At 51.4% G+C, this 24,438-nt stretch carries 22 protein-coding genes; 15 read left to right on the top strand and 7 right to left on the bottom strand.

Translation table 11 applies throughout. From position 1 onward, the window contains the following. Positions 1-239 precede the first annotated feature (239 nt). From BM412_RS11435 to BM412_RS11400, 8 genes are all read left to right on the top strand, one after another. A complete protein-coding gene (locus tag BM412_RS11435) occupies positions 240-3,155 on the top strand; it encodes a beta-galactosidase (protein ID WP_091217714.1) in 2,916 nt (971 codons plus the stop codon). A gap of 7 nt (positions 3,156-3,162) precedes the next feature. Next, a complete protein-coding gene (locus BM412_RS11430) occupies positions 3,163-5,142 on the top strand; it encodes a right-handed parallel beta-helix repeat-containing protein (RefSeq protein ID WP_091217711.1) in 1,980 nt (659 codons plus the stop codon). 17 nt (positions 5,143-5,159) lie between these two features. Next, positions 5,160-6,476: an alpha-L-fucosidase gene (locus tag BM412_RS11425; protein WP_256256252.1), complete on the top strand. Its 1,317-nt coding sequence runs from the start codon at positions 5,160-5,162 to the stop codon at positions 6,474-6,476. A 140-nt stretch (positions 6,477-6,616) separates the two neighbouring features. Continuing rightward, entirely contained in the window at positions 6,617-7,174 is a 558-nt protein-coding gene (locus BM412_RS11420; RefSeq protein WP_177245781.1) for a QcrA and Rieske domain-containing protein, read from the top strand. Positions 7,175-7,291: 117 nt separating this feature from the next. After that, positions 7,292-8,191 carry a proline iminopeptidase-family hydrolase gene (locus BM412_RS11415; protein WP_091217703.1) on the top strand — a complete coding sequence of 300 codons (900 nt, stop codon included), beginning with the start codon at positions 7,292-7,294 and terminating at the stop codon, positions 8,189-8,191. Then, entirely contained in the window at positions 8,178-8,990 is an 813-nt protein-coding gene (locus BM412_RS11410) for an AAC(3) family N-acetyltransferase (protein ID WP_091217700.1), read from the top strand. The genes BM412_RS11415 and BM412_RS11410 overlap by 14 nt, the downstream gene beginning before the upstream one ends. Positions 8,991-9,251: 261 nt before the next feature. Continuing rightward, the gene (locus BM412_RS11405) at positions 9,252-11,033 is read left to right on the top strand and encodes an AAA family ATPase (protein ID WP_091217697.1); all 1,782 of its coding nucleotides are present in this window, start codon (positions 9,252-9,254) and stop codon (positions 11,031-11,033) included. Between the two features lie 240 nt (positions 11,034-11,273). Next, positions 11,274-12,089 (top strand): GNAT family N-acetyltransferase, encoded by an 816-nt coding sequence (locus BM412_RS11400; protein ID WP_091217695.1) that lies wholly within the window; start codon positions 11,274-11,276, stop codon positions 12,087-12,089. Here the strand turns inward: BM412_RS11400 and BM412_RS11395 are convergent. From BM412_RS11395 to BM412_RS11380, 4 genes are all read right to left on the bottom strand, one after another. Beyond that, positions 12,076-13,434 (bottom strand): glycosyltransferase family 2 protein, encoded by a 1,359-nt coding sequence (locus tag BM412_RS11395; protein WP_091217693.1) that lies wholly within the window; start codon positions 13,432-13,434, stop codon positions 12,076-12,078. The genes BM412_RS11400 and BM412_RS11395 overlap by 14 nt on opposite strands. Before the next feature lie 14 nt (positions 13,435-13,448). Then, positions 13,449-14,156, bottom strand: a complete 708-nt coding sequence (locus tag BM412_RS11390) for a glycosyltransferase family 2 protein (protein WP_256256251.1) — start codon at positions 14,154-14,156, stop codon at positions 13,449-13,451. Between the two features lie 18 nt (positions 14,157-14,174). Further along, positions 14,175-15,236, bottom strand: a complete 1,062-nt coding sequence (locus BM412_RS11385; protein ID WP_256256250.1) for a glycosyltransferase family 2 protein — start codon at positions 15,234-15,236, stop codon at positions 14,175-14,177. 94 nt (positions 15,237-15,330) lie between these two features. Beyond that, complete coding sequence (locus BM412_RS11380) at positions 15,331-16,008, bottom strand: class I SAM-dependent methyltransferase (RefSeq protein WP_256256249.1); 678 nt, start codon at positions 16,006-16,008, stop codon at positions 15,331-15,333. Between the two features lie 181 nt (positions 16,009-16,189). Here BM412_RS11380 and BM412_RS11375 point away from each other — a divergent pair, with 181 nt between their 5' ends. From BM412_RS11375 to BM412_RS11350, 6 genes are all read left to right on the top strand, one after another. Continuing rightward, entirely contained in the window at positions 16,190-16,969 is a 780-nt protein-coding gene (locus BM412_RS11375) for an ABC transporter ATP-binding protein (protein WP_091217687.1), read from the top strand. Further along, positions 16,938-17,726: an ABC transporter permease gene (locus tag BM412_RS11370; RefSeq protein ID WP_091217685.1), complete on the top strand. Its 789-nt coding sequence runs from the start codon at positions 16,938-16,940 to the stop codon at positions 17,724-17,726. Before BM412_RS11375 ends, BM412_RS11370 begins: the two co-directional genes overlap by 32 nt. A gap of 75 nt (positions 17,727-17,801) precedes the next feature. Further along, entirely contained in the window at positions 17,802-18,515 is a 714-nt protein-coding gene (locus BM412_RS11365) for a response regulator transcription factor (RefSeq protein WP_091217683.1), read from the top strand. Beyond that, positions 18,508-19,455 (top strand): sensor histidine kinase, encoded by a 948-nt coding sequence (locus BM412_RS11360; protein WP_177245780.1) that lies wholly within the window; start codon positions 18,508-18,510, stop codon positions 19,453-19,455. Before BM412_RS11365 ends, BM412_RS11360 begins: the two co-directional genes overlap by 8 nt. A gap of 19 nt (positions 19,456-19,474) precedes the next feature. Beyond that, positions 19,475-20,425, top strand: coding sequence for an ABC transporter ATP-binding protein (locus BM412_RS11355; RefSeq protein WP_091217679.1), 951 nt, complete (start codon positions 19,475-19,477; stop codon positions 20,423-20,425). Then, complete coding sequence (locus BM412_RS11350) at positions 20,394-21,077, top strand: ABC transporter permease (RefSeq protein ID WP_091217677.1); 684 nt, start codon at positions 20,394-20,396, stop codon at positions 21,075-21,077. Before BM412_RS11355 ends, BM412_RS11350 begins: the two co-directional genes overlap by 32 nt. 105 nt (positions 21,078-21,182) lie before the next feature. On the opposite strand, the gene BM412_RS11345 is transcribed toward BM412_RS11350, so the two are convergent. Both BM412_RS11345 and BM412_RS11340 read right to left on the bottom strand, forming a co-directional pair. Further along, positions 21,183-21,824 carry a ThuA domain-containing protein gene (locus tag BM412_RS11345; protein WP_091217675.1) on the bottom strand — a complete coding sequence of 214 codons (642 nt, stop codon included), beginning with the start codon at positions 21,822-21,824 and terminating at the stop codon, positions 21,183-21,185. A gap of 25 nt (positions 21,825-21,849) precedes the next feature. After that, on the bottom strand, positions 21,850-22,572 hold the full coding sequence (locus BM412_RS11340) for an SDR family oxidoreductase (RefSeq protein ID WP_091217673.1): 723 nt from the start codon (positions 22,570-22,572) through the stop codon (positions 21,850-21,852). Between the two features lie 138 nt (positions 22,573-22,710). Here BM412_RS11340 and BM412_RS11335 point away from each other — a divergent pair, with 138 nt between their 5' ends. Further along, the gene (locus BM412_RS11335; RefSeq protein ID WP_256256248.1) at positions 22,711-23,448 is read left to right on the top strand and encodes a WecB/TagA/CpsF family glycosyltransferase; all 738 of its coding nucleotides are present in this window, start codon (positions 22,711-22,713) and stop codon (positions 23,446-23,448) included. An 11-nt stretch (positions 23,449-23,459) separates the two neighbouring features. Here BM412_RS11335 and dapA read toward each other — a convergent pair whose 3' ends face one another. Further along, a complete protein-coding gene (dapA, locus tag BM412_RS11330) occupies positions 23,460-24,341 on the bottom strand; it encodes a 4-hydroxy-tetrahydrodipicolinate synthase (protein WP_091217670.1) in 882 nt (293 codons plus the stop codon). Positions 24,342-24,438 lie beyond the last annotated feature (97 nt).

The raw sequence follows: 24,438 nt of genomic DNA, 5'->3' as shown, positions 1-24,438 counted from the left end.
TGAGAATTAGCCTTTGTAAAATTCTAACGGTTGTGACAATCGTTATTTGCAGCAAAGGGAATTTTGAATACGACAAAGTACGTGCAGTCATGTTGGGTTATTTACATTATGAAGCGGTTAGCATATGCTAACCGTTTTTTTTGAATGGAGTAGTAGGGAAATCGTCCAAAAATCGTAGATTACTTCATATTTGGTCCTGCTTCCGGCCCGTATACTCGAAAGTGTGAGAGTGGGATTCCATGACTATTGAAGATAGAGGTGTAAGGATGAAGCTGACGTATGACGGCAAATCATTTATGAAGGACGGCGAGCGGATCTGGATCATAGGTGGGGAGATTCATTATTTCCGTCATCCGCGAAAGGAATGGAGAGAGGTGCTGCTCCGGGCTAAACGTGCCGGTTTGAATACGATTTGCACGTATGTGGCCTGGAATTTTCATGAAGTGAAGGAAGGTCAAGTCGATTTCGCGGGCGATAAGGATCTTGCCGCGTACATCGACCTCATCGGGGAACTGGGCATGTATGCGATGCTGCGGCCCGGCCCTTATATTTGCAGTGAATGGGATGGCGGCGGAATACCGGCATGGCTGTGTGCGAATCCGGTTCTCCGTTTCCGTGAAGACGATCCGGTCTACATGGCTGCCGTGGAAAGCTGGTTCGATCAGCTCATACCGATCATTAGCGAACGCCAGATTACGCGAGGCGGACCTGTTATCACGATTCAGAACGAGAATGAGTATCCGGGCGGCTGGGATGAATCCATGCGCCGTTATCTCTATAAAATCAATGAAATCTATTATGGACATGGCATCGATATTCCCATTCTGGCTTGTAATGTCCATGGCGCTACCCCAACGACCGTTAAGATCAACGATTCCACGGACGCTGCCGATCAGCTTATCGATGAGAGCATGATTCTGACCTACAACCACCATGTTGAGGTTGAGCCTGTATACGATCTTAAGAGCAAGCAGCCGAACGCGCCGTTGATTACGACAGAATTCTGGTGCGGAGCGCCGATCTATTGGGGCAATCAAGTCAGCGACTGGCCGAACCGGCTCGATCTTGCGCGGGCGGTCTATGAGTATACGTCATCTGCCACGCAGGTTTGTTACTACATGTTCGAGGGCGGAACGAACTTCGGGTTCTGGGGCGGGAACAACATCGCTACCTCGTATGCCTCCGGCTACCCAGTAGGCGAAGGCGGGAAGCTGACGGATAAATATTACGCGGTGAGGCCGGCGAATTTGTTTATCGCGCATTTCAGCGACTATATCATGGACAGCACAGAACTTCAGGATCGCGGCGGCATGACATGCGAGGAAGGAGTGCGGCTGATCGTTCGTGAGAGCGACAGAGGTTCGCTTGCCTATGTGTCCACAGCTGATGCGAAACGGGAACTTGCGATCACGACCAAAAGCGGCAAGCAGCTGACGGTTCATCTTGGCGAGGTAGCCGCTGCGGTTATTCCCGTGGAGCTGCAGCTGTTTGGCACTTCGGCCGGCAATGGGGTAACGGTTAATTACAGCAACCTCTGTCTGCTGGCTTGCCATGAAGCGAAGAAAGCTCTTCTCTTATACGGTCCTGCCGGAACAGACGGCGTCATTAGCGTAAATGGGCTGGAGTACGATTTGTCCGTTAAGCGGAGGAAGGTACGGCATACGGTTATCGATGGCATTAATGTGATCGTTGTTGATGAAGAGTTGGCCAGAAGATGCTGGATCGTCGAAGAGCAGATCGTTTTTGGCCCTGATTACGTGGCTGAGCTGTTGAGTGACGGTGCACTTGATATCCGGGTAAGCGATGGAACGCCTGAGGTGGTTTATCTGGATGCAGCCGGTCGTCCGGTCAGTCGCGCCTTTACGCATAAGGCGTTGCAAATTACCTTGCCAGAGCTTGATTCATGGAAAATAGCTCCTTGTCCGGAGATTCATTCCGGAGGAGACTCGGCATCAACTGGTTGGATCGCACTCGATAAGCCTCATTCCCATGAGGATTTAGGTGTTGTTCAAGGGTATCTCTGGTACAGTGCAGAGCTGGAATGGGACAAAGACGGCGTTGAGACGATGCTGCTCAGTCATACGCCAACCCGGGCAACGGTGTACGTGAATGGACAATTATGCGGCATTCATGCAGAGCGCCGATCCGTTCGCATGAGAGACGAATACGGGCATCCTGCGGATTGGGCGTTCGAGGAAATTACGGTTACGCTGAAGAAGGGCACGAACCGCTTCGTCTTCTTATCCGATGATCTCGGTCACAATTACGATGTACCGATTGCAGTCGGAATTCAAGGACCGGTAGTCGTCGGTTCGCGCAGAATTCAGATCGAGACATTCCGTGAAGTGAGCCCGCAGCCGATGTCCGCGCAAGCATTTCACTTTCTCTATAACCGCTTCTATCGCGAACAAGAGCCGCTGCCGGCGATCGAATTCGATCTATCGCTGCAAGCGGATCAACAAGCATTCATGATGATTCATGGCGTGAAGGCATGGGTGTCGGTGAATGGTGAAGAGGTGCTTCCATTATCGTATCCGGACTCGCCATGGACGATGTTCTCCCAAATCAAGCGGTGGATCACTTGGCAGCTTCCCGTACCGACTGCGGATGGCGCGAAACTCCATGTGAGGATTCATTATGCTGAGAACGTGCCGGATGCCGTGAAGGAGAATTTGGCTGTCTATGTGGCACCGCAATCAGGCGAATTGACAAATTGGGCGTGGAAGCCTTGGGATGAAAGCGGCGATTTCTCTGCTTCGCAGCTCATGAACGGTCAAGCCAAGGAAGAAGAAGGACTGGTTGTGCTGCTGCCGGTCGGAAACCGAGTGGCTCGGAAAGGCAGATCATTGAAACCAGCCTATTTGCAGACCCATTTCAAGCTTCCGGATGGTGATCGGCCTGTTTACCTTCAGATCGGAGAGCTGCAAAAAGGGCAAATTTTCTTGAACGGACATAATGTCGGCCGCATGTGGGCATACGGCGGTACGCAAGATCGTTATTATTTACCGAGGAGCTGGATGAAGGCGGATAATGAGTTGGTGATCTTCGAGGAACTCGGTTTAAACCCTCAGAACACTTCGTTGGTGGTTGGCGATGCCGGTGACTGGAGCAGCGTGCAGCTGAAATTCGAGCAAAAGGAAGCTCATAAGGGGTGACTGCGGAGTGACGACGAAGACAATGGACTCCATTTATGTGGCACCCCATGGACTGGATTCCAATCCAGGCACGGAGGAGCTGCCGGTCGGGACGTTAGATGAAGCGCTGAGCCGTACAAGAGCGATGAAGTCCGAAGCTGCTGCCGCGAAGCGAATTATCGTTCGCGGGGGCCATTATTACGATGTCAGCTTGACGCTCAATAAGGAAGATGCGGGACTTCGAATTGAAGCCTATCCGCATGAACAGCCGATTCTATTCGGTGGAGCTCCCGTCACTTCCTGGCAGCGAGATGGGGATTGGCTTACGACACCGATTGCCGGCGTGTATGATCGGGAGCTGGATTTTCGCCTCATTGAAGTGGATGGGACGTACCGACAACGTTCGCGACTGCCGGAGCAGGGAGCATTCCGTCACATGAATGAGTTTAAGGTAGAGTGGCTGTCGACTTTCGCCGGCGGTTGGAAGCGACCGCCCACAGACGAAGAAATGATGTCATTGCGCGTGAAGAGAGAGGATGTCTCGGACTGGCTCGATACTCGCAATGCGGAGCTGACCATTTATCACGAATGGGATGAATCGCTTGTAGGAGTTGCCGGTATACGTTCTGATGATGAAGAAGCCGAAATTCGGTTCTTAGATGCACCGGGACATCCGCCGGGTGCGTTCTATGAACGCAATGCCAATGCAAGAACCTATGTGGTTTGGAATGTACGCGAGGGCTTGAAGCATCCGGGACAGTGGTACTTGGACCGAACGAATGAGAAGCTGGTCTACTGGCCGCAGCCCGGCGAGGAGATGGATCGCATTCAGCTGATTGTCCCTTCGAAGGAGCACATTCTCTGTTTGGAGCCGGGCACTCATGATATTCGATTCGAAGGACTAACCTTCGCTTGTGCGGCAACGCCGCTCTCCGCAGGAGGCTTTGGGGCAATCGGCGTGAGCGCCGCCATTCACGGCGAAGACGTGCAGAAGATCGTATTTGATCGCGTAAGTGTCCGGAATACAGGCGGGTGGGCGTTTAATCTGAGCGGTAAAGAGATTCATCTGAACGAGTGCCATATCCATCATACCGGAGCGGGCGGCATTAGGTGGAAAGGCGAGGAGGTCCGCCTGGAGCGATCGCGCATCCATGATATTGGGCTGACGTATCAGAGTTCCATCGCCGTCAACAGCGATGGATCGAATCATACCCTCGTTCATAACGAGATCTATAATACGCCATACAGCGGGATTGCCAGCAGCAGCCCGAATACGGTGATCAGCGACAACCTGCTGTATAACACGATGCAATTTATGAAAGACGGCTCCGCGATCTATGTCTGCTGGTATAGCGACAATGTGACGGTGAGCGGTAATGCGGTTTTTGCTGCCTACAACGCTTCGGAGAAAGTTCGCCGATATGCGTATTATTTAGATGAGAAATGTACGAATTGTTCCGTGCAGGATAATTTGGCCGTTAATCTCGGCGTTCCGATGCTCAGTCATATGACGCGCGATTGCAGCTTCGAGAACAACGTTTTTATGGATCAAGGGCTGCAGGTGGTTTCGGTATTGAATTCCTCCGGAACGCGGTTTGAACGCAATATTCTATTTGCGGACGCGATCGAAATTCACACACCGCAGGGGAACCCGGAAGGTCTGATATCGGAGGAATATGACTCGCATCCTTACATGAGCACATTCTCCTCATCCGATGGGATCGTTTCCTTCCGGAACAACATGTTGTTTAGTCGGAAGCAATCAAGACGCTTCAAGAGGTTTTTTCATTATAAAGCGATCCAAGAATATGAACTGCAAGAGCTGGAAGGGAATGTGTTTACTGCCCCCTTGCTAACAGGCGCTGCTGAAGGGGACTATTCGTTCGAGGCGGATTCTCTGGCTTGGTCACGCGGCATCCGCCCGTTATCGTTCGATGCCGTAGGCTGCACCGGGCGATTTACTGAGGTATACGAGCAATTCAATGGCTATTTAATTAACAGAACATAATGAGAGGACGAATGGACATGGCAAGCATTACTACTAACACCGGTGCGAGCACCTGCCCCGCGGCACCGCATATGAAATGGTTTATGGACGATCGGTTCGGCATGTTTATCCACTGGGGACTCTACGCGATTCCGGCGCGGGGGGAATGGGTACGCAGTCTGGAGAAGCTGACTGTCGCGGATTATGAGCCATTCTTCGAAGAATTTAATCCCGTTAAATACAATCCGAAGGAATGGGCCAAAGCTGCTAAGGCTGCGGGTATGAAGTATGCGGTTATGACGGCTAAGCACCATGATGGCTTCTGTTTGTTCGACAGTAAGCTGACGGATTACAAAGCTACCAATACGCCGGCAGGCAGAGATTTGATCCGCGAATATATTGAAGCATTCCGCTCGGAAGGAATTCGTGTAGGCCTCTATTATTCCATTATCGATTGGCATCATGAAGACTATCCGCATTTCGGGGACAAAATTCATCCGATGCGCGATAACGAAGACTATCGGAATCATCAGATTGAATTTGACCGCTATCTGACCTACATGCACGGACAAGTGAAGGAATTGCTTACGAATTATGGGACGATCGATGTGATGTGGTTCGACTTCTCCTATGATGACATGACGGGGGAGAAATGGAAGGCTACCGAGCTTGTGCAGATGATGCGCGGCTTGCAGCCGGACATCGTCATCGATAACCGGCTTGGCGGCGATAAGAAATCGGCCGAGCCCGAAGTGTATGCAGGCGACTTTATGAGTCCCGAGCAGCTGCTTCCGCCGGAGGGAGTCGTGAATGAAGCCGGAGAACCGCTTCCTTGGGAGGCGTGTATTACGCTGAATGATCATTGGGGTTATTGCGCGGGAGACAACAATTATAAGTCGCCGAAGACCGTCATTCGCGGGCTGGTCGAATGTGTAAGTAAAGGCGGTAACCTGCTTCTTAACGTCGGTCCGAACGCGAAAGGCGAAATCCCGCGGCAATCCCTCGAGATCCTCGCGGAAGTCGGTCAATGGATGGATGACAACGGTAGCAGTTTGTATGGATGCGGACCTGCCAAGCTGGAGAAGCCCGAGTGGGGCCGGTATACGCAGAATGGCAACTATTTGTACGCACATATTTACGATCGAGGCATGGGTCCGATTAACTTCCGCGGTTTGAATGGCAAAATCAAACGTGCTCGCCTGCTCGCAGACGGCACGGAGATTAAAGTGGAAACGCCATGGAATGCTTGGGAATATCCGCATGATGCTTTCATCAGCTTCAGCGGCGCCTCGCTCCCGGATGAAGTGAATACGGTCGTAGAGCTGGAATTATTGGAGAACGCATTAGATAATTAATTGCATTAATTGTATTAATGAAGAGCAGATTTACGGTTGGAGAATCGGCATGAGCAGTCCGTGCCGGCCCTTCCATCGTAATGCTGTTTTTCTTTTTCATAATGGGGTGGGGTATTATGGAAGAAGTGGAGGTGATTGTTATGGAAGAGATGAAACCTGCCCGTATAACGCGCAGAGCATTTATCGGGACAACAGGCAAGCTTGCCATTGGAGTCGTCGGCGCACTGGCGGGAACAACCGGTTTGTTCTATTACGGGGCAATCAAGCATCGTGGCAACGTCAATGAAGGTTTACCGCAGAGCTATGCGCTGCTGGGTGATTATAATTGGTTAATGTCATTAAATAAAGTGGTGAAAATGGATTACACCGCGATCTACGACGATGCTTGGAACTCCAAACCTGTCAAAGGATTTGTCTATGTGGCGGTAGATGATCAAGGCATGCTGCGGATCATGTCACCTGCCTGCTCGCACCTCGGCTGTACAATAGAACCGGCTACTGATGCGCAGATTAGTGCGGCGAAGGACAAATCGACTTATTTTCATTGTCCCTGCCATGGCGCACAATTTGATCGGGTCGGGAATGCCACCTTTGTCGTGACAAGAGGCCTTGATTTATACGAACCGATAGTCTCAGGCGGCTACGTATACATGGATATTATGAAACCGATTGTACAGCAGGATGGCCAGCGAACTTAACCTAATCGTATGCTGCAGTGCTGCATGTTGCAGACCTCCTCTACAATCAGGTAGGATCTAATAGAAGTAAAAGCGGCTTGCTGGTTAGAGCGCTATGTGATGTAGGAGGAAATCATTATGACAACTAATGAAGGATATATTGAAGTACCCGGCGGGAAAGTCTGGTATGTGCAAATAGGCGATTCGGGGAAAACGCCGCTTATCGTTCTGCATGGCGGGCCCGGTAATGTACACGATCCATTAATGTCGGCGTTAAGCGCGTTAGCGGATGAGCGGCCGGTTATTTTCTATGATCAATTAGGATCCGGCAATTCCGATCGGCCTGAGGATCCGTCCTTATGGCATACCGATCGGTTCGTCGAAGAGCTTGCTTGCATTCGCGAAGCGCTCCATCTGGATGACGTGCATGTGCTGGGGCATTCATGGGGAACGATGCTGGCATCCTCTTATTTCATCCGGCGGAAACCGAAAGGGATCCGCAGCTTGATCTTGTCCAGTCCATGCTTGAGCGCGCTTCGTTGGAAACAAGATGCGGACCGATTGCTTGCACAGCTGCCGGAAGAGAAGCAGCAAGCTATTGCACAGCATGAGGCGGAAGGAACAACGGACTCCGAGGCCTACGGGGAAGCCATTAAAGCTTACTACAATCGGCATGTTTGCAGGCTTGATCCTTGGCCGGCCATATTGACGGAAAGCAGACCGAAAGGGAACAAAGAGGTCTATCTGTCCATGTGGGGACCGTCGGAATTTTGTCCGACCGGCAGCTTGAAGACCTACGATGTCACGGGGCAGCTGCATGAAATCAACGCACCGACATTGTTCCTATGCGGCCGATATGATGAAGCGACTCCGGAGGCAACACAGTATTATCAATCGCTCGTCCCCGGAGCGAAGCTGCATGTATTCGAGGAAAGCTCGCATATGGGGTATTTGGAAGAAACGGATGCGTATTTGCACGTAATTCGTCAGTTTATACGCGAGGCAGAGGATGAGGAAGGCAATCATGATTATGAATGAAACTGAACGTCCGCTGACTCGCACATCTATCGCACAAGCTTTGCGACAAATAGGTGTTCAAGAGGGAATGACCATACTCGTCCACTCATCGCTCAAATCGTTCAACCGATGGATAGTCGGCGGCGCTGAAGCCGTCGTGCTGGGACTTGAAGATGCCATTGGCGAAGACGGTACACTGGTTATGCCGACGCACAGCAGCGATTTATCCGAACCGTCGGTATGGGCGAATCCTCCGGTGCCGGAGGATTGGTGGCAGACGATTCGGGATGAGACGCCTGCATTCTCGCCGGATCTTACGGTAACGCGGGGGATGGGTCAGTTGGTGGAATGCTTCCGCAAACAAAATGGAACGCTGCGAAGCGGGCATCCGCAGGTTTCGTTCGCAGCGCGCGGACCGAAGGCCGCGTTTATTACAGCGGGCCATTCGCTTGCCTTCGGCCTTGGCGAGCACTCTCCGCTTGCCAAACTGTACGAATGCGCGGCTTATGTTCTCTTGCTTGGTGTAGGTCATGGCAACAATACTTCCCTTCATCTGGCCGAGTATCGGACAAGCTATCCAGGCAAGAACGAGATGACGCAAGGAGCGCCGATCGCCGTGGATGGCGTCAGAGAATGGGTAACGTTCACGGATATTAACATCAATTCGGATGACTTCGCTGAGCTTGGTGCAGCGTTCGATGCACATGCCGGCGCCTCTATGAAGTCGGGCTTTCTGGGAGATGCAGAGGTGAAGCTTATGTCGCAGCGAGCGCTTGTTGATTTCGGTATAAGCCGGCTTGCTAGCTTCCGCAAAAAGTAGCCAAGTCTAAGAGGATCTAAACCGAAGTAACCCCCTATCCATAAGTGGATAGGGGGTTTTGTTTGCATACGAAACCAGCTTATTTTAACGTTCCCGTTCTATTTTTAGATGTCAGGTTTTCTAGTATTTCATTTATATTACAGATGCTTTCAGCGGACTTTCTTCTCTTGATTCCACGCATATTTTCAAATATTACTAAGTAAAAATGAGTATCGCAATTATTACGAGCGAGCACATTTCGTGTGAAAAGGAAGTGTAGCCATGAGGAGTTATCAGTGGATCAAGTGGCGCAAATTCCTCATAAGGCTCACCGTCATCGTCATCATTGGCGTGTTGGTGTGGACAGGGGGGCCCCAGGTTTGGGGAATTACGCTCAGCATTGTCAGTCTCTTATTCCAGCTTGTATTTGCCATGATGTTCATGATTGTGCAATTCGCGGCCCTGTTCTGGTTTCTCGCAAGGGGGCGAACGTATTGGATTCTGCCCGGTGAGACCGGCGCCACCTGGGATGATTACAGGGGGAATCCCGAAATCGTCGAGAACGCGAAGCGGATTGTGATCCTGCTCAAAGGGGTCAAAGAGTTCAAGGAGATGGGAGGAGAGGCGATCCGGGGTTTTCTGCTGTGCGGTCCTCCGGGTACAGGTAAATCCTACTTGGCTCAGGTTATTGCGAATGAAGCCCAGGTTCCTTTCGCTTACGCGTCGGCGCCAAGCTTCCAGAACATGTTCTTCGGGGTCGGGAATCTGAAGGTCATGCGGATTTATAAGAAAGCCCGCAAGCTAGCCAAAATGTATGGCGCTTGTATCATCTTCATCGACGAAATCGATGCCATCGGGATGAAACGCCAATCCGGCGCTGGCGCCATGGGCGGGATGATGGGGATGGGCGGCGGTTCAGGGCTGCTCAATGAGCTGCTCCTGCAGATGGATCCACCGAACATCGATAACGGCAGAATCGCCAAAACGCTCCGTATGCTCGGACTGCGCCGCAAGAAAGCAGAGCGTCCGGCCGTGCTAACGGTAGCCGCGACGAACTTGCCGGATGTACTCGACTCCGCGCTGCTGAGACCGGGGCGGTTCGACAGACAACTATGGATCGATACGCCGGATTATGACGGCCGTGTGGACGTCTTCCAATACTATCTCAAGAAAGTAAAGCATGATTCTTCCCTGACGCCGGAGAAGGCCGCACTGGATACGATCGGCTACAGCCCGGCTCAAATTAAACATATCGTCAATGAATCGGTCGTTATCGCCCACCAGAGAGGCGTATTTGTCGCCGAATATCCGGATTTCCGCGTTGCCATGGAGACTTATGAGTGGGGGCTGAAGCAGCCGCTGCGTTCGATGCGTCCCGACGAGAAACGAAACGTGGCTTACCATGAGGCGGGTCATGCGGTTGCCCAGTATTTGCTAAAGCCTCATGATCGGGTATGGAAAGTAACGATCGTTCGGCGCGGGAATGCGCTCGGCCTTGCCGCCACCAAGCCGACGCATGAACGGTATAACCGCAGCGACAGCGAGATTTTGGCCAGTATTCAGGTTTGCTTGGCAGCCAGGGCGGTTGAAGAGCTGTTCTTAGGCAAGAAGTTAAACGGCGTAACCTCCGATTTGCAGCAGGCAACCAATATGGCCGGCGCGTATTTGGGTGCGGTTGGTATGGGCGATGAGCTGTTCAGCTTCCTGGCCGTCGGTTCGCAAGCGGATGCGCTACGGTCATTGCGGCCGAAGATTAACGAGCTGCTCAAGGATATGATGAATCAGGTGAAGAAGCTCGTTTCGGACCATACCGAATTTGTGCATGCAATCGCGGAAGATCTGCTGAACCAAGATGACTTGACCGGCGAGGAGATTGAGCAAATTTATATCAGGCTGTACGGTCAGAACAGACCGGATCCTTCACTCATCCGGACGACCATATTCGATCAACCGTCTAAGAATAAAGAAGCGGAGGCACCCGAGGAGACCGAAGAAGAGATTGTCGAGGAAGAGAAAGAAGCGACGGATGAGGACGACGATACGGAGAAACCGGAAGAGTCCTAAGAGCGCAGCAGATACGCGATGCGATCAAGCGTGTAAACCCAAACAAGCAACGGCTGCTTCTGCGCATCCGTTGCTTGTTTGGTGTCGTATTTTAAGGAAAGAGAAGGGGTAACGACAAAGGAAAAGTAAGATCCAAGCACGAATGTAAGTAGTAGGTAACGCAGTCAAAAAAGTGAAGCGTCCGACAAGCAGGTAGCAGCGAGCAGTGCCGCAACATTAATGTCGTCAAGGAGGTCAAACATGTTTGTGCGATGGGGTCAACATGACAACGATTGGGAGTCACTTCCGTTTATCCGCGATGAAGTCCGGTACAATTTGCTTCATCGTATTACAGAGATAGAAGATTCCTTATGCATGCGATCCGAGAACGGACAGCTGTTGTTTGCGCAATCGCCCGGACACAACGGTTGGTTATGGATGTCAAGGTTGCTGGCCGGGGATGAGGAGAAGCGGCTGCTTCAAGAGCTTGTCAATCATCTGGAAGGGCGCTCGCTGCCGGGCATTTCCGGCGCTCCGCAGACTGCGTATCCGTTTGCCGTGGAATATTCAAGGGCGAACAACTTGCGTTACTCGACTCAGATGACGATGGAGGCTTATCATTGTCCTGAGGTGTACAAGCCGTCGAATGTGAGAGGGGAAGCGAGTGTCGCGACTTCGCAAGATGTTGATGTGGTTGCGCATTTTCTGGCCGGATTCTCGGAGGACGCCTATGGAAGGACAGTTGAGCCGGAGAGCCAGCTGGAGCCGGCTCGAGGGTTGATCGAGTCAGGCAAGCTGTATATGTGGCGCGTGGATGGCAAAGCGGTTTCGATGGTGAATATTGCTCATCGCTCGCCGAGACATGGACGTATTAACGCTGTTTTCACGCCGCTGCGGCTGCGGAAGAAAGGGTACGCGAGCGCGGTAGTCGCGGCTGTTTCCGAGCTGCTGTTGGCAGAGAATATAACACCGATGTTATATGCCGATCTGCGTAATCCGGGAGCTAACAAAGTATATCGCAACATCGGCTTTGTGCCTAACGGGCAAATTGCGGATATTGGATTTAGTCCGAATTAAGGTCATCATCCTTATCCTTCAACGCCTGAGCGAAATAAGCTTTGTTGTACAGGATAGAAGGATGATCGGGCTTATAAGAGTAGGCGATTTCATTGTGACGGTTGCCATCTTCCAGCAACCCCAAGCGGTCATAGCACAAACTAAGCTGCAAATGAGGAAGCCACGTACAATACAGGTTCCAATCCTCAGTCGTTATTTCTAGATCGGTCATGTTCACGGCAGCGGTGTAAACAGCAATGGCCTGCTGCCATTCCTGCCGTTCCACATGTACGGCTCCGAGCCGGCAATAGCAATCGGGGAGCGGCAGTCCGAATTCGAGCGCACGGCGCAGCGACTTTAGTTGATTAGCTGTATCCCCTGATTTCCCCCAGCATTCTGCCTGGCTCATGGCTGCGTCGACCTGCTGCTCAGGCAGACCGAACCCTTCCTCCCAATAAGCCTCATATTGCGCGATAGCCAGATCATAGCATGCTTGCTGCTGCAGCCATTTCGCATTCCCCAATCGATCACGCACCGCTTGATACCCATTAGCCTTAAAGGCGTCTAATCCAGCCAAGTTAGCTGCTCGGTAGATGTGATAAGCCGGATAATGAGTATCCACATATAATGCAAAACCGATCGCCGAAGCCCGAATACAGAAATGCCGATCCTCGCCCCAGAAATTGAGATTCGGAATTTTGGCGAATCGCAGCCCGGCTTCAAGAGCGCGTCTACTAATCAACGTGCATGCGCCTAATCCGCCCACCTCATATACCCCGGGTTTCCAAAGCTGCTCCAAAAACCGCTGCGTGCGGGCCGTTATTTCAGTTGGGGACAAATATTCTTCTCGTTTCTTCTCGTATAGAATATATTCATCCGACAACCACACCTGAGGAAGCTCCATGCCTTCGCGTTCCCACCTCGTCCAGAAAACATTCGAGATCACGTCTCGCTCCGCTTGAACAAGCTGTTCCAAAGTGCGGGGATGAAGAACCAGATCGGAATCGATGAGGAAGATATAATCGTATTGTTTCTCGATAGCCTCTCGGATCATATAGTCCTTCATGTCAGCTACCTTCCAAATCAGATCCTCTTTCCAATAATGCGTATTCTCGTCCTTGTGATAAATATGAACGCGGGCATCCGGGAAAGTGACATTCGAGTAGCGCAGAAGCTCGGTGTTCCCCTCGGTCTGTTGAAATTGCTGCAAGAGCTGGCTGGAAGCCGGTTCCTGATTATCGTCAATAAACAAATAGCGAACAAGGAAATCGCTCTTCTCCAGCATCGTCAGGGATTGCAGGAAAGGTTCCAAGATGACGTTGACCTGATTAATCGGACTTGCGATCAGCACCTGTTTCTTCCTCAACAAAGTCACTCTCCTTAATCCGACCATGCCTTCAGCAGAGGTGCCGGGTCGAGAATGGAATCATACTGCGCTTTCCACCCGTATTTTGCATCCAGATCAAGACGCATATATCTGTCGTATTTGTGCTGTCGGTCTTCGGGAGTCGCCCAGCCGAAATGCATCAATCTGGCTTCGTGCGCGGCAAAAGGAAAATCGAGGACGGTGAGCGGAAAACGTCCGCAGTGCTGCGGCGTTTCCTTCCAGCGATAGATCGCTTCCGGCCGGTATCTAACGAGGAAGGGGCGATAGAAGAGATGGGCCTGCCAATAGCTGTCCTCTCTGTAATGAGTCTCGCTCCACATATCGTATAAGCGGAAGGCAAACGTATCGATGGCATGCTGATTAACCAGCGTCGGCACGAAATCTCGCATATTGGCTTCGAAGATTTCATCGGCGTCCAGATTCAGGATCCATTCCGGATTCGTAGCCGCCGTTTCTTCCCATTGACGCTTGCGAAGCTCAATCTCGTTACTGAATTCCGATCGTTCGTTGATGACGATCTTGACCGGTATGCCCGCCAGCATCTCCTGACATATCGCCACGGTGTCATCGTCGCTGCAATCATCAATGATCACGGCGGCATCAATAAATTCACGATGATGCAAGAGGGCTCTTCGAAGATAACGTCCAGCTTCGTTTCGCACCACCATGGAGAGCGTGATCCGCCCATGTCTCTCTGTCACATGTCACTCCCCCTTCGCTTAGGACGTTTGTCCGAGTTTGTGAACCTCTGCAAAATATTTGCGGTTATACAATAAACTCGGATGTGCCGGGTTAAAAGTCAATGCAATCTCATTATGGGCATGAGCGGCTTCGAATTGACCCGTTCTGTCATAACACAAACAAAGCTGCAGATGCGGGTACCACGTCGAGGTAGCGTTGTTCACCATGCCCATTGTAGCCGGCTGGGGCACCTCTGTTGCTTGGCGATACCAGAAAATCGCGGTTTCATAGTGTTTCTCTTCGAAGAAATAAGCCCCGATCGCACAGGACACGTCCGGTCGCGGCCGCTCGTACAGAAGCGCGCGAGTGAGCGAAGAGAACTGCATTTCCTTGTTCGCCAGCCGCCCATAACACTCAGACATCTTGAGACAAGCTTGAATATTATCTTCGATCCAGCCTTGCCCGGAATTCAGCATCTTGTCATAATAAACGACGGCCTGTGCATCCAAGCGATGGTCGCGAAGCTCGTTGGCGTAGTAATACAAGTCCCGAATGGAGAATACTTCGCCTGCTTCTTGACGCTTCTGATAGATTTTCAGATTCCGGTCGGTGTATGTTTTCTCCTTCTTATGCGTGACACAAACATCGCTATCCAGTGCCGGCCCCCAAGCATTCAAATACTCGTGAACAGGCCCGATCCACTGGAAGCCGCATGCTCTTCGCACAAGCCGATTGCGCCGCAAGCTGGACGTTACATTGCCGGCATTATCGAATCCCAGATTGTAGGGCATCGTCACGCGATCAATAGCAGCCGACAGGATCTGCTTCAGCAGCTTGAAGCGCATCCGATCTTCTTCTTCGATGGTATCATCGGCATCCAGCCAAAGGATGTAATCCTTCGTTGCATGCTGAAAAGCAAAGTTGCGCGCAGCAGCGAAGTCGTCGATCCATTCGAAATCATAGATGTTTTCCGTGAACTTGCGGGCAATTTCCTTCGTGCGGTCAACGGATCCCGTATCGATGATGTTAATCTCATCCACCAAGTCATGGATAGATAAGAGGCATCGTTCCAGAGCATACTCTTCGTCACGCACAATCATACATAGGCTTATCGTAACCATTCGTCCCTGCTGCAGCCTCCTTCAATCAGCCCAAAGACAGCTTACATCTCTCTCTGTTATAACTATGCTTTTCTCATGGCAGTTGTAAGGGCGCCTTCTTCAGCAACATGCGGAAACAGCTCAGACCGCCCCATTGCTCGGTGTGCAGGACATTCTCCGGTATTCTCGTATCTACTGCGCCGACAAATTCAAATCCGGCAAGCGACATGATTAACCGGAAGTAAGTAAGATCGACTGTCGGGTAATCCAGCGTGATTACGACAGCGCCATCATCTTTCAAGGTGCGATGAAATTCATGCATGGCGAGTAGAGCGTCGGAGGGACTTAAATGCTCCATAACGGAGATGCAAAATATTTTGTCAAATAGGCGGTCTCTGTAGGGAAGTTCAGCGAGACCGGCTTGTTGGAGCTGAAGGTTGGAGCGGAATTGCGTGTCGACTCGCTCGGCGGCCGCATCTCCGAAATCGGTACGAACCCCTTCTACGATAGCAGGAAAGGAGACAATCTGCGGATCCCAATCACAGGCATGGGCTTGCTTGCAATGCTGTGCCAAGTAGAACTTAAACGGATGCGAAATGCCGCAGGCGGCATCCAGTACGATGTCTTCCGCTTCGGCAAAAGCAGAACACCACTGATATTCATAAGGTCGGCTCCACCAAAAGCTTGGAAGCGGAAAAACGATTTCGCTGGCATACGGATCACTTTCCTGGATGAACCGGGATGTGAGATCAGACGGAGGCAGATGGTTCAAGCGTTCACGCTCCTTCTAGTACGTTCATTCGTATATTGTTGATAGTGTATGAGTAATAGGATTGTTTGTGTACAGCCGATTGCGGAGCAATTCGAAAGACTTTCGTAACATTTGGGAAAGGGTCAGGTATGGTTTCTCCATTACGATTAGAGCAATGAATCAGTAGTGGAGGGGAAGGCCGATGAACGAACCTTTTGTTGAAGTCAATAATCTTACGAAGCAAATACGCGGAAAAACGATTGTGCATCATATTAGCTTTCATTTGAACCGCGGCGAAGTTTTCGGGTTGCTCGGTCCTAACGGAGCAGGCAAAACGACAACGATTCGTATGATGGTGGGTTTAATTGCGATGAGCGACGGCGATGTCCGAATCGGCGGAAGCAGCATTCGAAGTCAGTTTAAGGAAGCGATTCGGCATGTCGGTGCGATCGTGGAAAACCCAGAGCTCTATAAACATCTCACAGGCATGCAAAATTTGAAGCAATACGCCCGCATGGGCGATGGGATTACGCAAAGCCGGATAGAGGAGGTTATCTCCCTGGTGGGACTCGCTTCCCGCATTCATGACAGAGTGAAAACTTATTCGCTGGGTATGCGCCAACGACTTGGTATTGCGCAAGCACTGCTGCACAAGCCGGCCGTACTCATTCTTGATGAACCGACGAACGGTCTTGATCCCGCCGGAATCCGCGAGATGAGGGGGCTTGTTCGTAAGCTTGCTCATGAAGAGGGAATCGCGGTTATGGTGTCCTCACATCTGCTGGCTGAGATGGAGCAGTTATGCGATCGATTCGGCGTCATGATGGATGGCCGACTGCGCACGACCTTTGCGCTGGCGGACTTGTCAGGCACGGCGGCGGGAGATAGTGCGACTAAGCGGCCACAAACTTTGGAAGAGAAATACATGCAGCTAACGGAGGGCGACAATCATGCAGCAAGTAATACGCAAACTGCTCGTTAACGAGCTTCATAAGCTTTACGCGCGAATGGGCACAAGGATTATGGTGCTGCTTGTGCCTGTGCTGGTAATCGCCGCAGGGCTGCTTTGTTTCTATTCGGGCGAGCAGGAAATTCAAGTGCAGGACGGCTGGGAATTTCTTGATCTGGTCTTAACAGCCGTACCGAACCTCATGAACATCGTGACCTTGTTTACGATTATCGTCGCGGCAGGTATCGTCGCGTCGGAATTCTCCGGCGGCACAATCAAGCTGCTGCTGATCCGACCCTATAGTCGATCCCAATTTCTGCTGGCTAAATACACGGCAGTGCTCTTGTTCGGACTTTCGCTTGCGCTGATTATGATGATCACGGCTTTCATTACCGGCGGCTTCTTGTTCGGTTTCGGTGCCGGTGCCGGCGATGCTGCAGAGAATGTCGTGGGCAACGTGCTGAAAGCATCCGCTTATGGCGGAATTGGACTCGTCGTGATGGTGACCTTCGCGTTCATGATTTCATCCGTTCTTCGCTCCGGCGCAGTCGCAATCGGCGTATCGATCTTCTTCCTGCTGAGCGGACCGCAGCTTGCTTATATGCTGAAATCATTTGCCTGGACCAAATATCTGCTGTTTGCCAATTTTGACTTGAATTCGTATACCGCAGGCAGACCGTTCCTCAGCGAAATGACCCTGACCTTCTCGCTTGTTGTTCTGGCAGGCTATATGGCCGTATTCGGTGTTCTCGCATGGGTTATATTTGCAAAGCGGGATGTTGCGAACTGACGATTCAGTCAAACTGTTCATGGCTTGGCAGAAAACGGTATACTGGTAGCAACTAATGACCAAGGTGGTAGCAGCATGCAAAGTCAACTTTTACTCATTGAGGACGATTACGCGATTGCAGATATGGTTCAGCGCCATTTGTCCAAAGAAGGCTTTGCCATCCGCCATGCGGCAGATGGGGAAGAGGCGCTTCGGCTGCTGGCGAATGAAACGTATCAGCTCATCCTGCTTGATCTGATGCTGCCCGGCGTCGATGGCATGGAGGTGCTGCGCCACGTGCGGGGAAGCAGTACGGTTCCGGTCTTGATCCTCTCTGCCAAAGACAGCGATGTCGATAAGGCGCTCGGCCTGGGGTTCGGAGCGGACGATTATTTGTCCAAGCCGTTCTCGCTCATTGAACTGACAGCCAGAGTCAAAGCCGCTCTGAGACGGGCATCGCAATATGCCGGCCCAGCAGCCGTTGCCGCACCGCAGCAGGTGCTTCGCATTCATGAGCTAACGCTGCATACCGAGGAGCATTTGGTGACGAAACGCGGCCTGCCTGTTAACCTAACCGCCAAAGAGCTGCTGATTCTGAAACTGTTGATGACCTATCCGAAGCGCGCTTTCTCCAAGGAACAGATTTACCGGGCAGTGTGGAATGATGATTATTTGAACGATGTGAATGCGATTCAGGTTCATATTTCACGCCTTCGGGAGAAGATCGAGGATGAGCCCGCGAGCCCGAAATACATTAAGACCGTATGGGGGATCGGGTACAAAATGGGGGAGTTCCGGCATGATGGTTGATCTCGTTGTGCTTCTAACGGGACTGGTCGTGATTCTGCTTGTGCTTGTTCTCTTATTGATAAAGCGCCGAACAGATATCACCCGTGATCTTCATTATGTGCAGCACAAACTAAATGCCATTATGGATCAGGATTCGACGGAGAAGGTGCTTCGGCATACGGATGGGAAGCAAGTTCAAACGCTGCTTATTGCCGTGAACCGGCTTCTTGATGCCAATCGGAAAACGAAGTCAGATTACATTCGGATGGAGAATGCGCTGAAGAAAATGATCGCCAACATGTCGCATGATTTGAAGACACCGCTGACGGTAGTTCTTGGACTGACGGAGACGATGACGCAGGGGTCAACTGCGGATGATCCCGCCGAGCAGCGCAGACTCTCACTTAAGGTACATGAGAAAACGCTCGATATTATCCATTTGACGAATCAATTCTTCGATCTGGCAAGGATGGAATCCGGAGATCGACCTGTTCCTCTGTCCAAAATCAACCTCAGCGAGTCCTGTCGCAGCAGCATCCTGTTCTATTATGAGGAAATCGAGGCGCAGGGACTGCAAGTGGAGGCTGACATTCCGGAGGAGCCGATCTTCGTCTATGGGAATGAGGATGCGATTGGCCGTGCCTTAAATAATTTGTTATCCAATGCCATCCGGTACGGACGCGATGGCGGTGTAGTCGGGATTTCGCTGACAGAGCAAGGGGATCACGTGTCAATTGAGGTATGGGATCGAGGGAAAGGGATTCGGCAGCAGGATCAAGCCCGTGTATTCGAACGGCTGTATACGTTGTCGGATTCCAGAAATCAAGCTCACCAGGGCAGCGGGCTTGGGTTAACGATTACGAAACGGCTTGTGGAGCTGATGGAAGCGGAAATTTCGCTCAAGAGCATTCCGGATGAGAAGACGGTATTTACAATTCGGTTCGCGAAAGTCCGTTTCTAACGAGGGAGGTGCGTCTGACATGAGCATTATTTTACAAACGAAACGGCTATCGAAGACTTATAAGAAGAAAGAAGTCATCTCGGGCGTAAACATGAGCGTGCGACAAGGTGAAATCTACGGATTTCTGGGACCGAACGGGGCAGGCAAAACGACCGTCATGCGCATGGTGACCGGATTGGTGCAGCCGACAAGCGGCGAAATTGAGCTGTTCGGCGAGAAGCAGCAAGGTGGGTCTTACGAGTGGATGAAACGGATGGGAAGCATTATTGAATACCCTATCTTCTACGATCATCTGTCCGCACATGCCAATCTGGAGCTGCATTGCGAGTATATGGGCTATTATGACAAGGCTGCAATCGCAAATGCCTTGGAGATGACCGGTTTATCTGAGGTGGAGCGAGGAAAGCCGGTCAAGCATTTCTCGCTTGGCATGAAGCAGCGGCTTGGCATCGCACGGGCGATATGCACGAAACCGGAGCTGCTTATCCTCGATGAGCCGGTTAACGGCATGGATCCGTCAGGAATCAGAGAACTGCGCGATCTGTTCAGGATGTTGAGCAAAGAATATGGGATGACGCTGCTGATCTCCAGTCATATTTTGCAGGAAATCGAGCAGCTGGCAGATACGATTGGCGTGATCAATCAGGGGCGGCTAATCGAAGAAGTATCCATGGAGCGGGTTAGAGAAAGCCAGAGTGAATACGTGGAAGTAACGGTCACGGACAGCAAGAAGGCGGTGCTTGTGCTGGAAGACAAGCTGTCCATCGCCAACTATAAAGTGATGGGTCAAGGGGCGATTCGCATCTATGACGCCGGCGTAACACCTGTGGAGCTGAATCGGCTGCTGGTACAGCATGACATTGGCGTTGAGTCGCTGAACAAGAAGTCGCGTTCGCTCGAAGAGTATTTCCTCGGATTGATTGAAGGAGGCGGCGGGCATGTTATGGAAGCTGATCAAGCTCGAGCTTAAGAAGACGCGATGGCGGGGACTGCTGCTGTCTGCCGTGGTTACCATCCTAATGCTCGTGCTTTGGGTGGTAGGCAGCGATGTGCCTAATAATGATGTCGAGACGTATGACCGTGCATTTCAGAGCATCATGAATTACGTGGGCATTACGTTCGTTATCTTCGCATCCGTGTTGATGTCCAGAATGGTCATCGATGAATATCGCAACAAAACGGTGACGATTCTGTTCGTGTATCCGGTGCCTCGCCATATGATCTTCGCGGCAAAATTGATTATTATCGGCGTCTGGACGTTTCTGACGGTCATCATGGGGCATCTCGCCGTTTCCGCTGCGCTGCTGGTCGCCAATTCGCATTATCACTATATTACGGAGCCTTTAACCAGCGATCGGCTCTGGGAAGAAGCGGTGCGGATCGTTATTATTGCCGTTACCGCAGCAGGGTTGTCTCTCGTTCCGCTGTTCTTCGGAATGTTTCGCAAGACCATGCCTGCGCTGATTATCAGCTCGTTCATCATCTCCAATTCGGGGATGGTCGTCATGAACAACGATGTCCTGTATCAAAGCCTGCAGAGCATGTCGATACTGGCATTGGTTAGCGTTGGAGTCGGCACTTTGATGGCTTATCTCGGGGTAAGGCGGAGCGCTGAACTATAGGGGAGTAAAGAAATGGAATGAGCCGGAGGGAATCGCTCGCATTGGGATCGTTCGTTTCGATGATCCATTAGCGAGTGAGTATCACTCCGGCCCTGTATGAAGGTATTAGAGCGGTTTGGTCAGCCAATCCGCGCTGTTGCGGATCAATTGGCGGCTGGCCGGATGCAGGAAGGACGGCTTATGATGCCCGGGCATTAGATAAACCAGTCGGCCTTTGCCGCGGTTATCGGTCCAAGCGGCCGGATAACGTTGACCCTCCAGCACATATTCCATCAACAGGTTGACGCTGCCTGCCGGATGGAATTCGAACATATACGGTTCTTCTTCAAGGGAAAAGGGCTCTACGCCATCTGTAATCGGATGCTCCGCATGGGTGAAGCGGAAATCAAGGGTTTGATAATCCGGATGTCCGGTGAAGCGGGCACCGATGAGCTCGACACATTCCTCTCGGGATTGAAGCGATATTCCATTATGAATGACAAGCAGGCTGCCGCCTTGATGTACATATTGCATCAAGGCCGCGGCTTGTTCCGTTTCGATCGGCAAGCTCCAGCAGTCTGTGTATGAGATAAACAGATCGCACGCATGCAGAATATCCGCATCGAGCGAATTGTAATTATCGGTGTAGCTGATCTCATACTGCTCCTCGCCAAGAATGGCAGAGAGCTCCTCTTGAATGTTGATCAGCGGGTGGTAGGGTGCCCGCGCATTATCGCCGAGCACGAGTACATGCTTCTGTATCGTCATCGCTATATCCCTCGCTTTCTAGTTCTCACCAAGGCATTTCATTTCCTAAGTAATCTCTGTACAGCGGCTTATCGGACGGTTCATTCGGCTTTAGCTCACGGATGCGTTCGATGATATGGGCTGCAGATTGATCGGCGGTTAAGGTAGCTTCGGTATTTAACGTCCCGCTCATATAGGATTGAACCCAGCCGGGATGGAGGAGCAGAACTTGCCCGCCGGCCTTCTTCACTTCGTTATGGATAAGGGCTCCTTGCATATTCAGCGCTGTCTTCGACATGCAATAACCAAACCAGCTTGTACGCTCGCAATCGGCAATGCTGCCGGCTTCCGACGAGATCGTGACGAACAGCTTAGCGCTGCTGCGAAGGACAAGCGGAGCAAGCGCATTGGTGACGCGCAGCGGACCAAGCGTGTTTACATTGTACACCTGCTGCATGTCGGCAAATGGAAGCGGATCCATAATGGTCGCCTGAATATCGCCTAATATCCCGGCATTATTGAGCACCACATCCAAGGTGTCCGTAATGGCGGCTATTTGCGCTGCTGCCTCGGCCACGCTTTGGTCACTCGCAACGTCAAGCTTCACCAAGCTGAGCGAATTCGGAACCTCGGAGGCCAGCTGTTCAAGCTGCGAACTTTGATCCAAATAGTGACCTGCAATTACGTGATACCGTTCATGCAGCAGTTCCTTCACAAGCGCAAAGCCAAGTCCGCGATCGGCGCCTGTTACGAAAGCATATCGTTTCATTTAAGCAGTCCTCCTTGAGCGAGCGAGTCGTGGAAAATATCGTACCATTTTCCATTTTACTCTTTTTTAGGCTGCCGCTAAAGGGTAATATGGGTTATGTAAGCGAATTCCAACATTCGACAAAAGGTGGCTGCTCAATTGACATCCTATTCGCACATTATGGGTATCCCGGTACCTAAGCTAACGATGAAAGAAACGATTGCCATTATTGATCAAGTTATAGATGAACGTCGACCTGAGTTATTCCATGTCGTAACGCTCAATCCCGAAATCACCATGTCCTGTCAACACGACGCTCAGCTGCGCAATATTGTGGAGGAAGCAGGTCTGCTTACGGCAGATGGCATTGGCATTGTCATGGTTTCTCACCTGAAGGGAAATCCGCTTCCCGAGCGGGTAACCGGCTGCGATCTGCTGCTTCAGCTGCTTCAATCAAATGGGACAACTACCAGAACGTATTATTTGCTTGGCGCAAGTAAAGAGACCAACGAATTAGCGGCGGAAGAGATCGAACGGAGTTATCCCGGTGCGAAAGTAACAGGCAGACATCATGGTTTCTATAGCGAAGCTGAAGAAGAACGTATTATTGGGGAGATTGAGGGGCTCAGCCCCGATATCTTGGTCGTTGCGCTGGGTGCGCCCAGATCGGAGCGGCTGATACACAGCTATAAACATAAGCTTAACGCGCGCGTGGCCATTGGTGTCGGAGGCAGCTTGGATATTATCGCCGGAACCGTCAAGCGGGCGCCGGCAATCTGGCAGAAGTGGAATGTGGAGTGGTTATATCGACTGCTTAATCAGCCGTCCCGATGGCGCAGACAGCTGATTTTGCCGCGTTTTGCATTTCGGGCTTTGATGTATAAGGACAAGGGCTAAGGCTGTACGCCTCAGCTCCGAAGCAGACCGGTTAATTGTTGAGCTAACTCGGCGCTGATCGGACGCATCGGGAGACGCAAGGAAGCGGAGTCTAGTAGGCCTTGCTCTGCAAGAACCCATTTCAACGGTGCGGGATTAGACTCTTGAAACAGGGCATGAATCATCGGAGAGAGCGAGTTGAACAGGTGCTGCGCTTCCGTCATCTCACCTTGTGTTACATGCCGGAATATTTGCACAAACAGCTCGGTGCGAACATTCGCGGATGCTAATATGCCGCCGGATGCTCCGTGGGCTAACATGTCCAAGTACGTTTGATCATTGCCGCAGAGGATCGGTTTCGTATCGGATTGAACAAGCCGGCTCAGGAGCTGTGTGTTGCTTGTGCTGTCCTTTAAGCCGATCACGCCTTGTAAATCGAGAATGCCGTGCACGGTTTCCGGTGTTAACTGCAGCCCTGTGCGAGCCGGGACTTCATAGGCAATAACGGGAATGCCAACTTCAGCGGCTCTGCGAAAATGCTCAAGCACGCCATCCTGCGAAGGACGGCTGTAATAAGGCGTGACGACGAGGACAGCATCCGCACCCAGTTCAGCGGCAAGTTCGGTTCGCTGTACAGTGGAGCGGGTGCTGTTCGTTCCGGTACCGACAATGATCGGCAGCTCTCGGTTACATGATGTCATCGTCTGTTTGGTCGCAGCAACGAGCATAATCACTTCTTCCCATGTCACCGTCGGCGCTTCGCCGGTTGTACCGTTTATGACGATGCCTTGTATGTTATGCTGCAGCAAATTGGCCAGATAACGCCGGTAGGATTCCAAGTCCAGTTCTTCAGTAGGTAAGAATGGTGTGATTATAGGCACAAAAGTTCCGGTTAATTCACGTTCATTCAGCATGATAGCATCCTCCTCAGTTCTCGTTGCTATCACTTTAACATGTTCTTTCGCATCACAGTTATCTATAATAAGTGATGAGGATTATCAATAATTTTGA

This window comes from Paenibacillus sp. BC26 (assembly GCF_900116125.1).
GTDB lineage: Bacteria > Bacillota > Bacilli > Paenibacillales > Paenibacillaceae > Paenibacillus_Z > Paenibacillus_Z lignilyticus.
Note: the sequence above shows the minus strand (reverse complement) of the source record. Positions and strands in the feature narration are given on the sequence as shown.

Bases quoted from the DNA above. Each gene is read 5' to 3' on its own strand.
- BM412_RS11415 (WP_091217703.1), top strand. From the start codon at position 7,292: ATGACAACTAATGAAGGATATATTGAAGTACCCGGCGGGAAAGTCTGG.
- BM412_RS11410 (WP_091217700.1), top strand. From the start codon at position 8,178: ATGATTATGAATGAAACTGAACGTCCGCTGACTCGCACATCTATCGCA.
- BM412_RS11435 (WP_091217714.1), top strand. From the start codon at position 240: ATGACTATTGAAGATAGAGGTGTAAGGATGAAGCTGACGTATGACGGC.
- dapA (WP_091217670.1), bottom strand. From the start codon at position 24,341: ATGCTGAATGAACGTGAATTAACCGGAACTTTTGTGCCTATAATCACA.
- BM412_RS11340 (WP_091217673.1), bottom strand. From the start codon at position 22,572: ATGAAACGATATGCTTTCGTAACAGGCGCCGATCGCGGACTTGGCTTT.
- BM412_RS11350 (WP_091217677.1), top strand. From the start codon at position 20,394: ATGTTATGGAAGCTGATCAAGCTCGAGCTTAAGAAGACGCGATGGCGG.
- BM412_RS11385 (WP_256256250.1), bottom strand. From the start codon at position 15,236: ATGATTGTGCGTGACGAAGAGTATGCTCTGGAACGATGCCTCTTATCT.
- BM412_RS11360 (WP_177245780.1), top strand. From the start codon at position 18,508: ATGGTTGATCTCGTTGTGCTTCTAACGGGACTGGTCGTGATTCTGCTT.
- BM412_RS11405 (WP_091217697.1), top strand. From the start codon at position 9,252: ATGAGGAGTTATCAGTGGATCAAGTGGCGCAAATTCCTCATAAGGCTC.
- BM412_RS11355 (WP_091217679.1), top strand. From the start codon at position 19,475: ATGAGCATTATTTTACAAACGAAACGGCTATCGAAGACTTATAAGAAG.
- BM412_RS11345 (WP_091217675.1), bottom strand. From the start codon at position 21,824: ATGACGATACAGAAGCATGTACTCGTGCTCGGCGATAATGCGCGGGCA.
- BM412_RS11375 (WP_091217687.1), top strand. From the start codon at position 16,190: ATGAACGAACCTTTTGTTGAAGTCAATAATCTTACGAAGCAAATACGC.
- BM412_RS11420 (WP_177245781.1), top strand. From the start codon at position 6,617: ATGGAAGAGATGAAACCTGCCCGTATAACGCGCAGAGCATTTATCGGG.
- BM412_RS11370 (WP_091217685.1), top strand. From the start codon at position 16,938: ATGCAGCAAGTAATACGCAAACTGCTCGTTAACGAGCTTCATAAGCTT.
- BM412_RS11365 (WP_091217683.1), top strand. From the start codon at position 17,802: ATGCAAAGTCAACTTTTACTCATTGAGGACGATTACGCGATTGCAGAT.
- BM412_RS11425 (WP_256256252.1), top strand. From the start codon at position 5,160: ATGGCAAGCATTACTACTAACACCGGTGCGAGCACCTGCCCCGCGGCA.
- BM412_RS11400 (WP_091217695.1), top strand. From the start codon at position 11,274: ATGTTTGTGCGATGGGGTCAACATGACAACGATTGGGAGTCACTTCCG.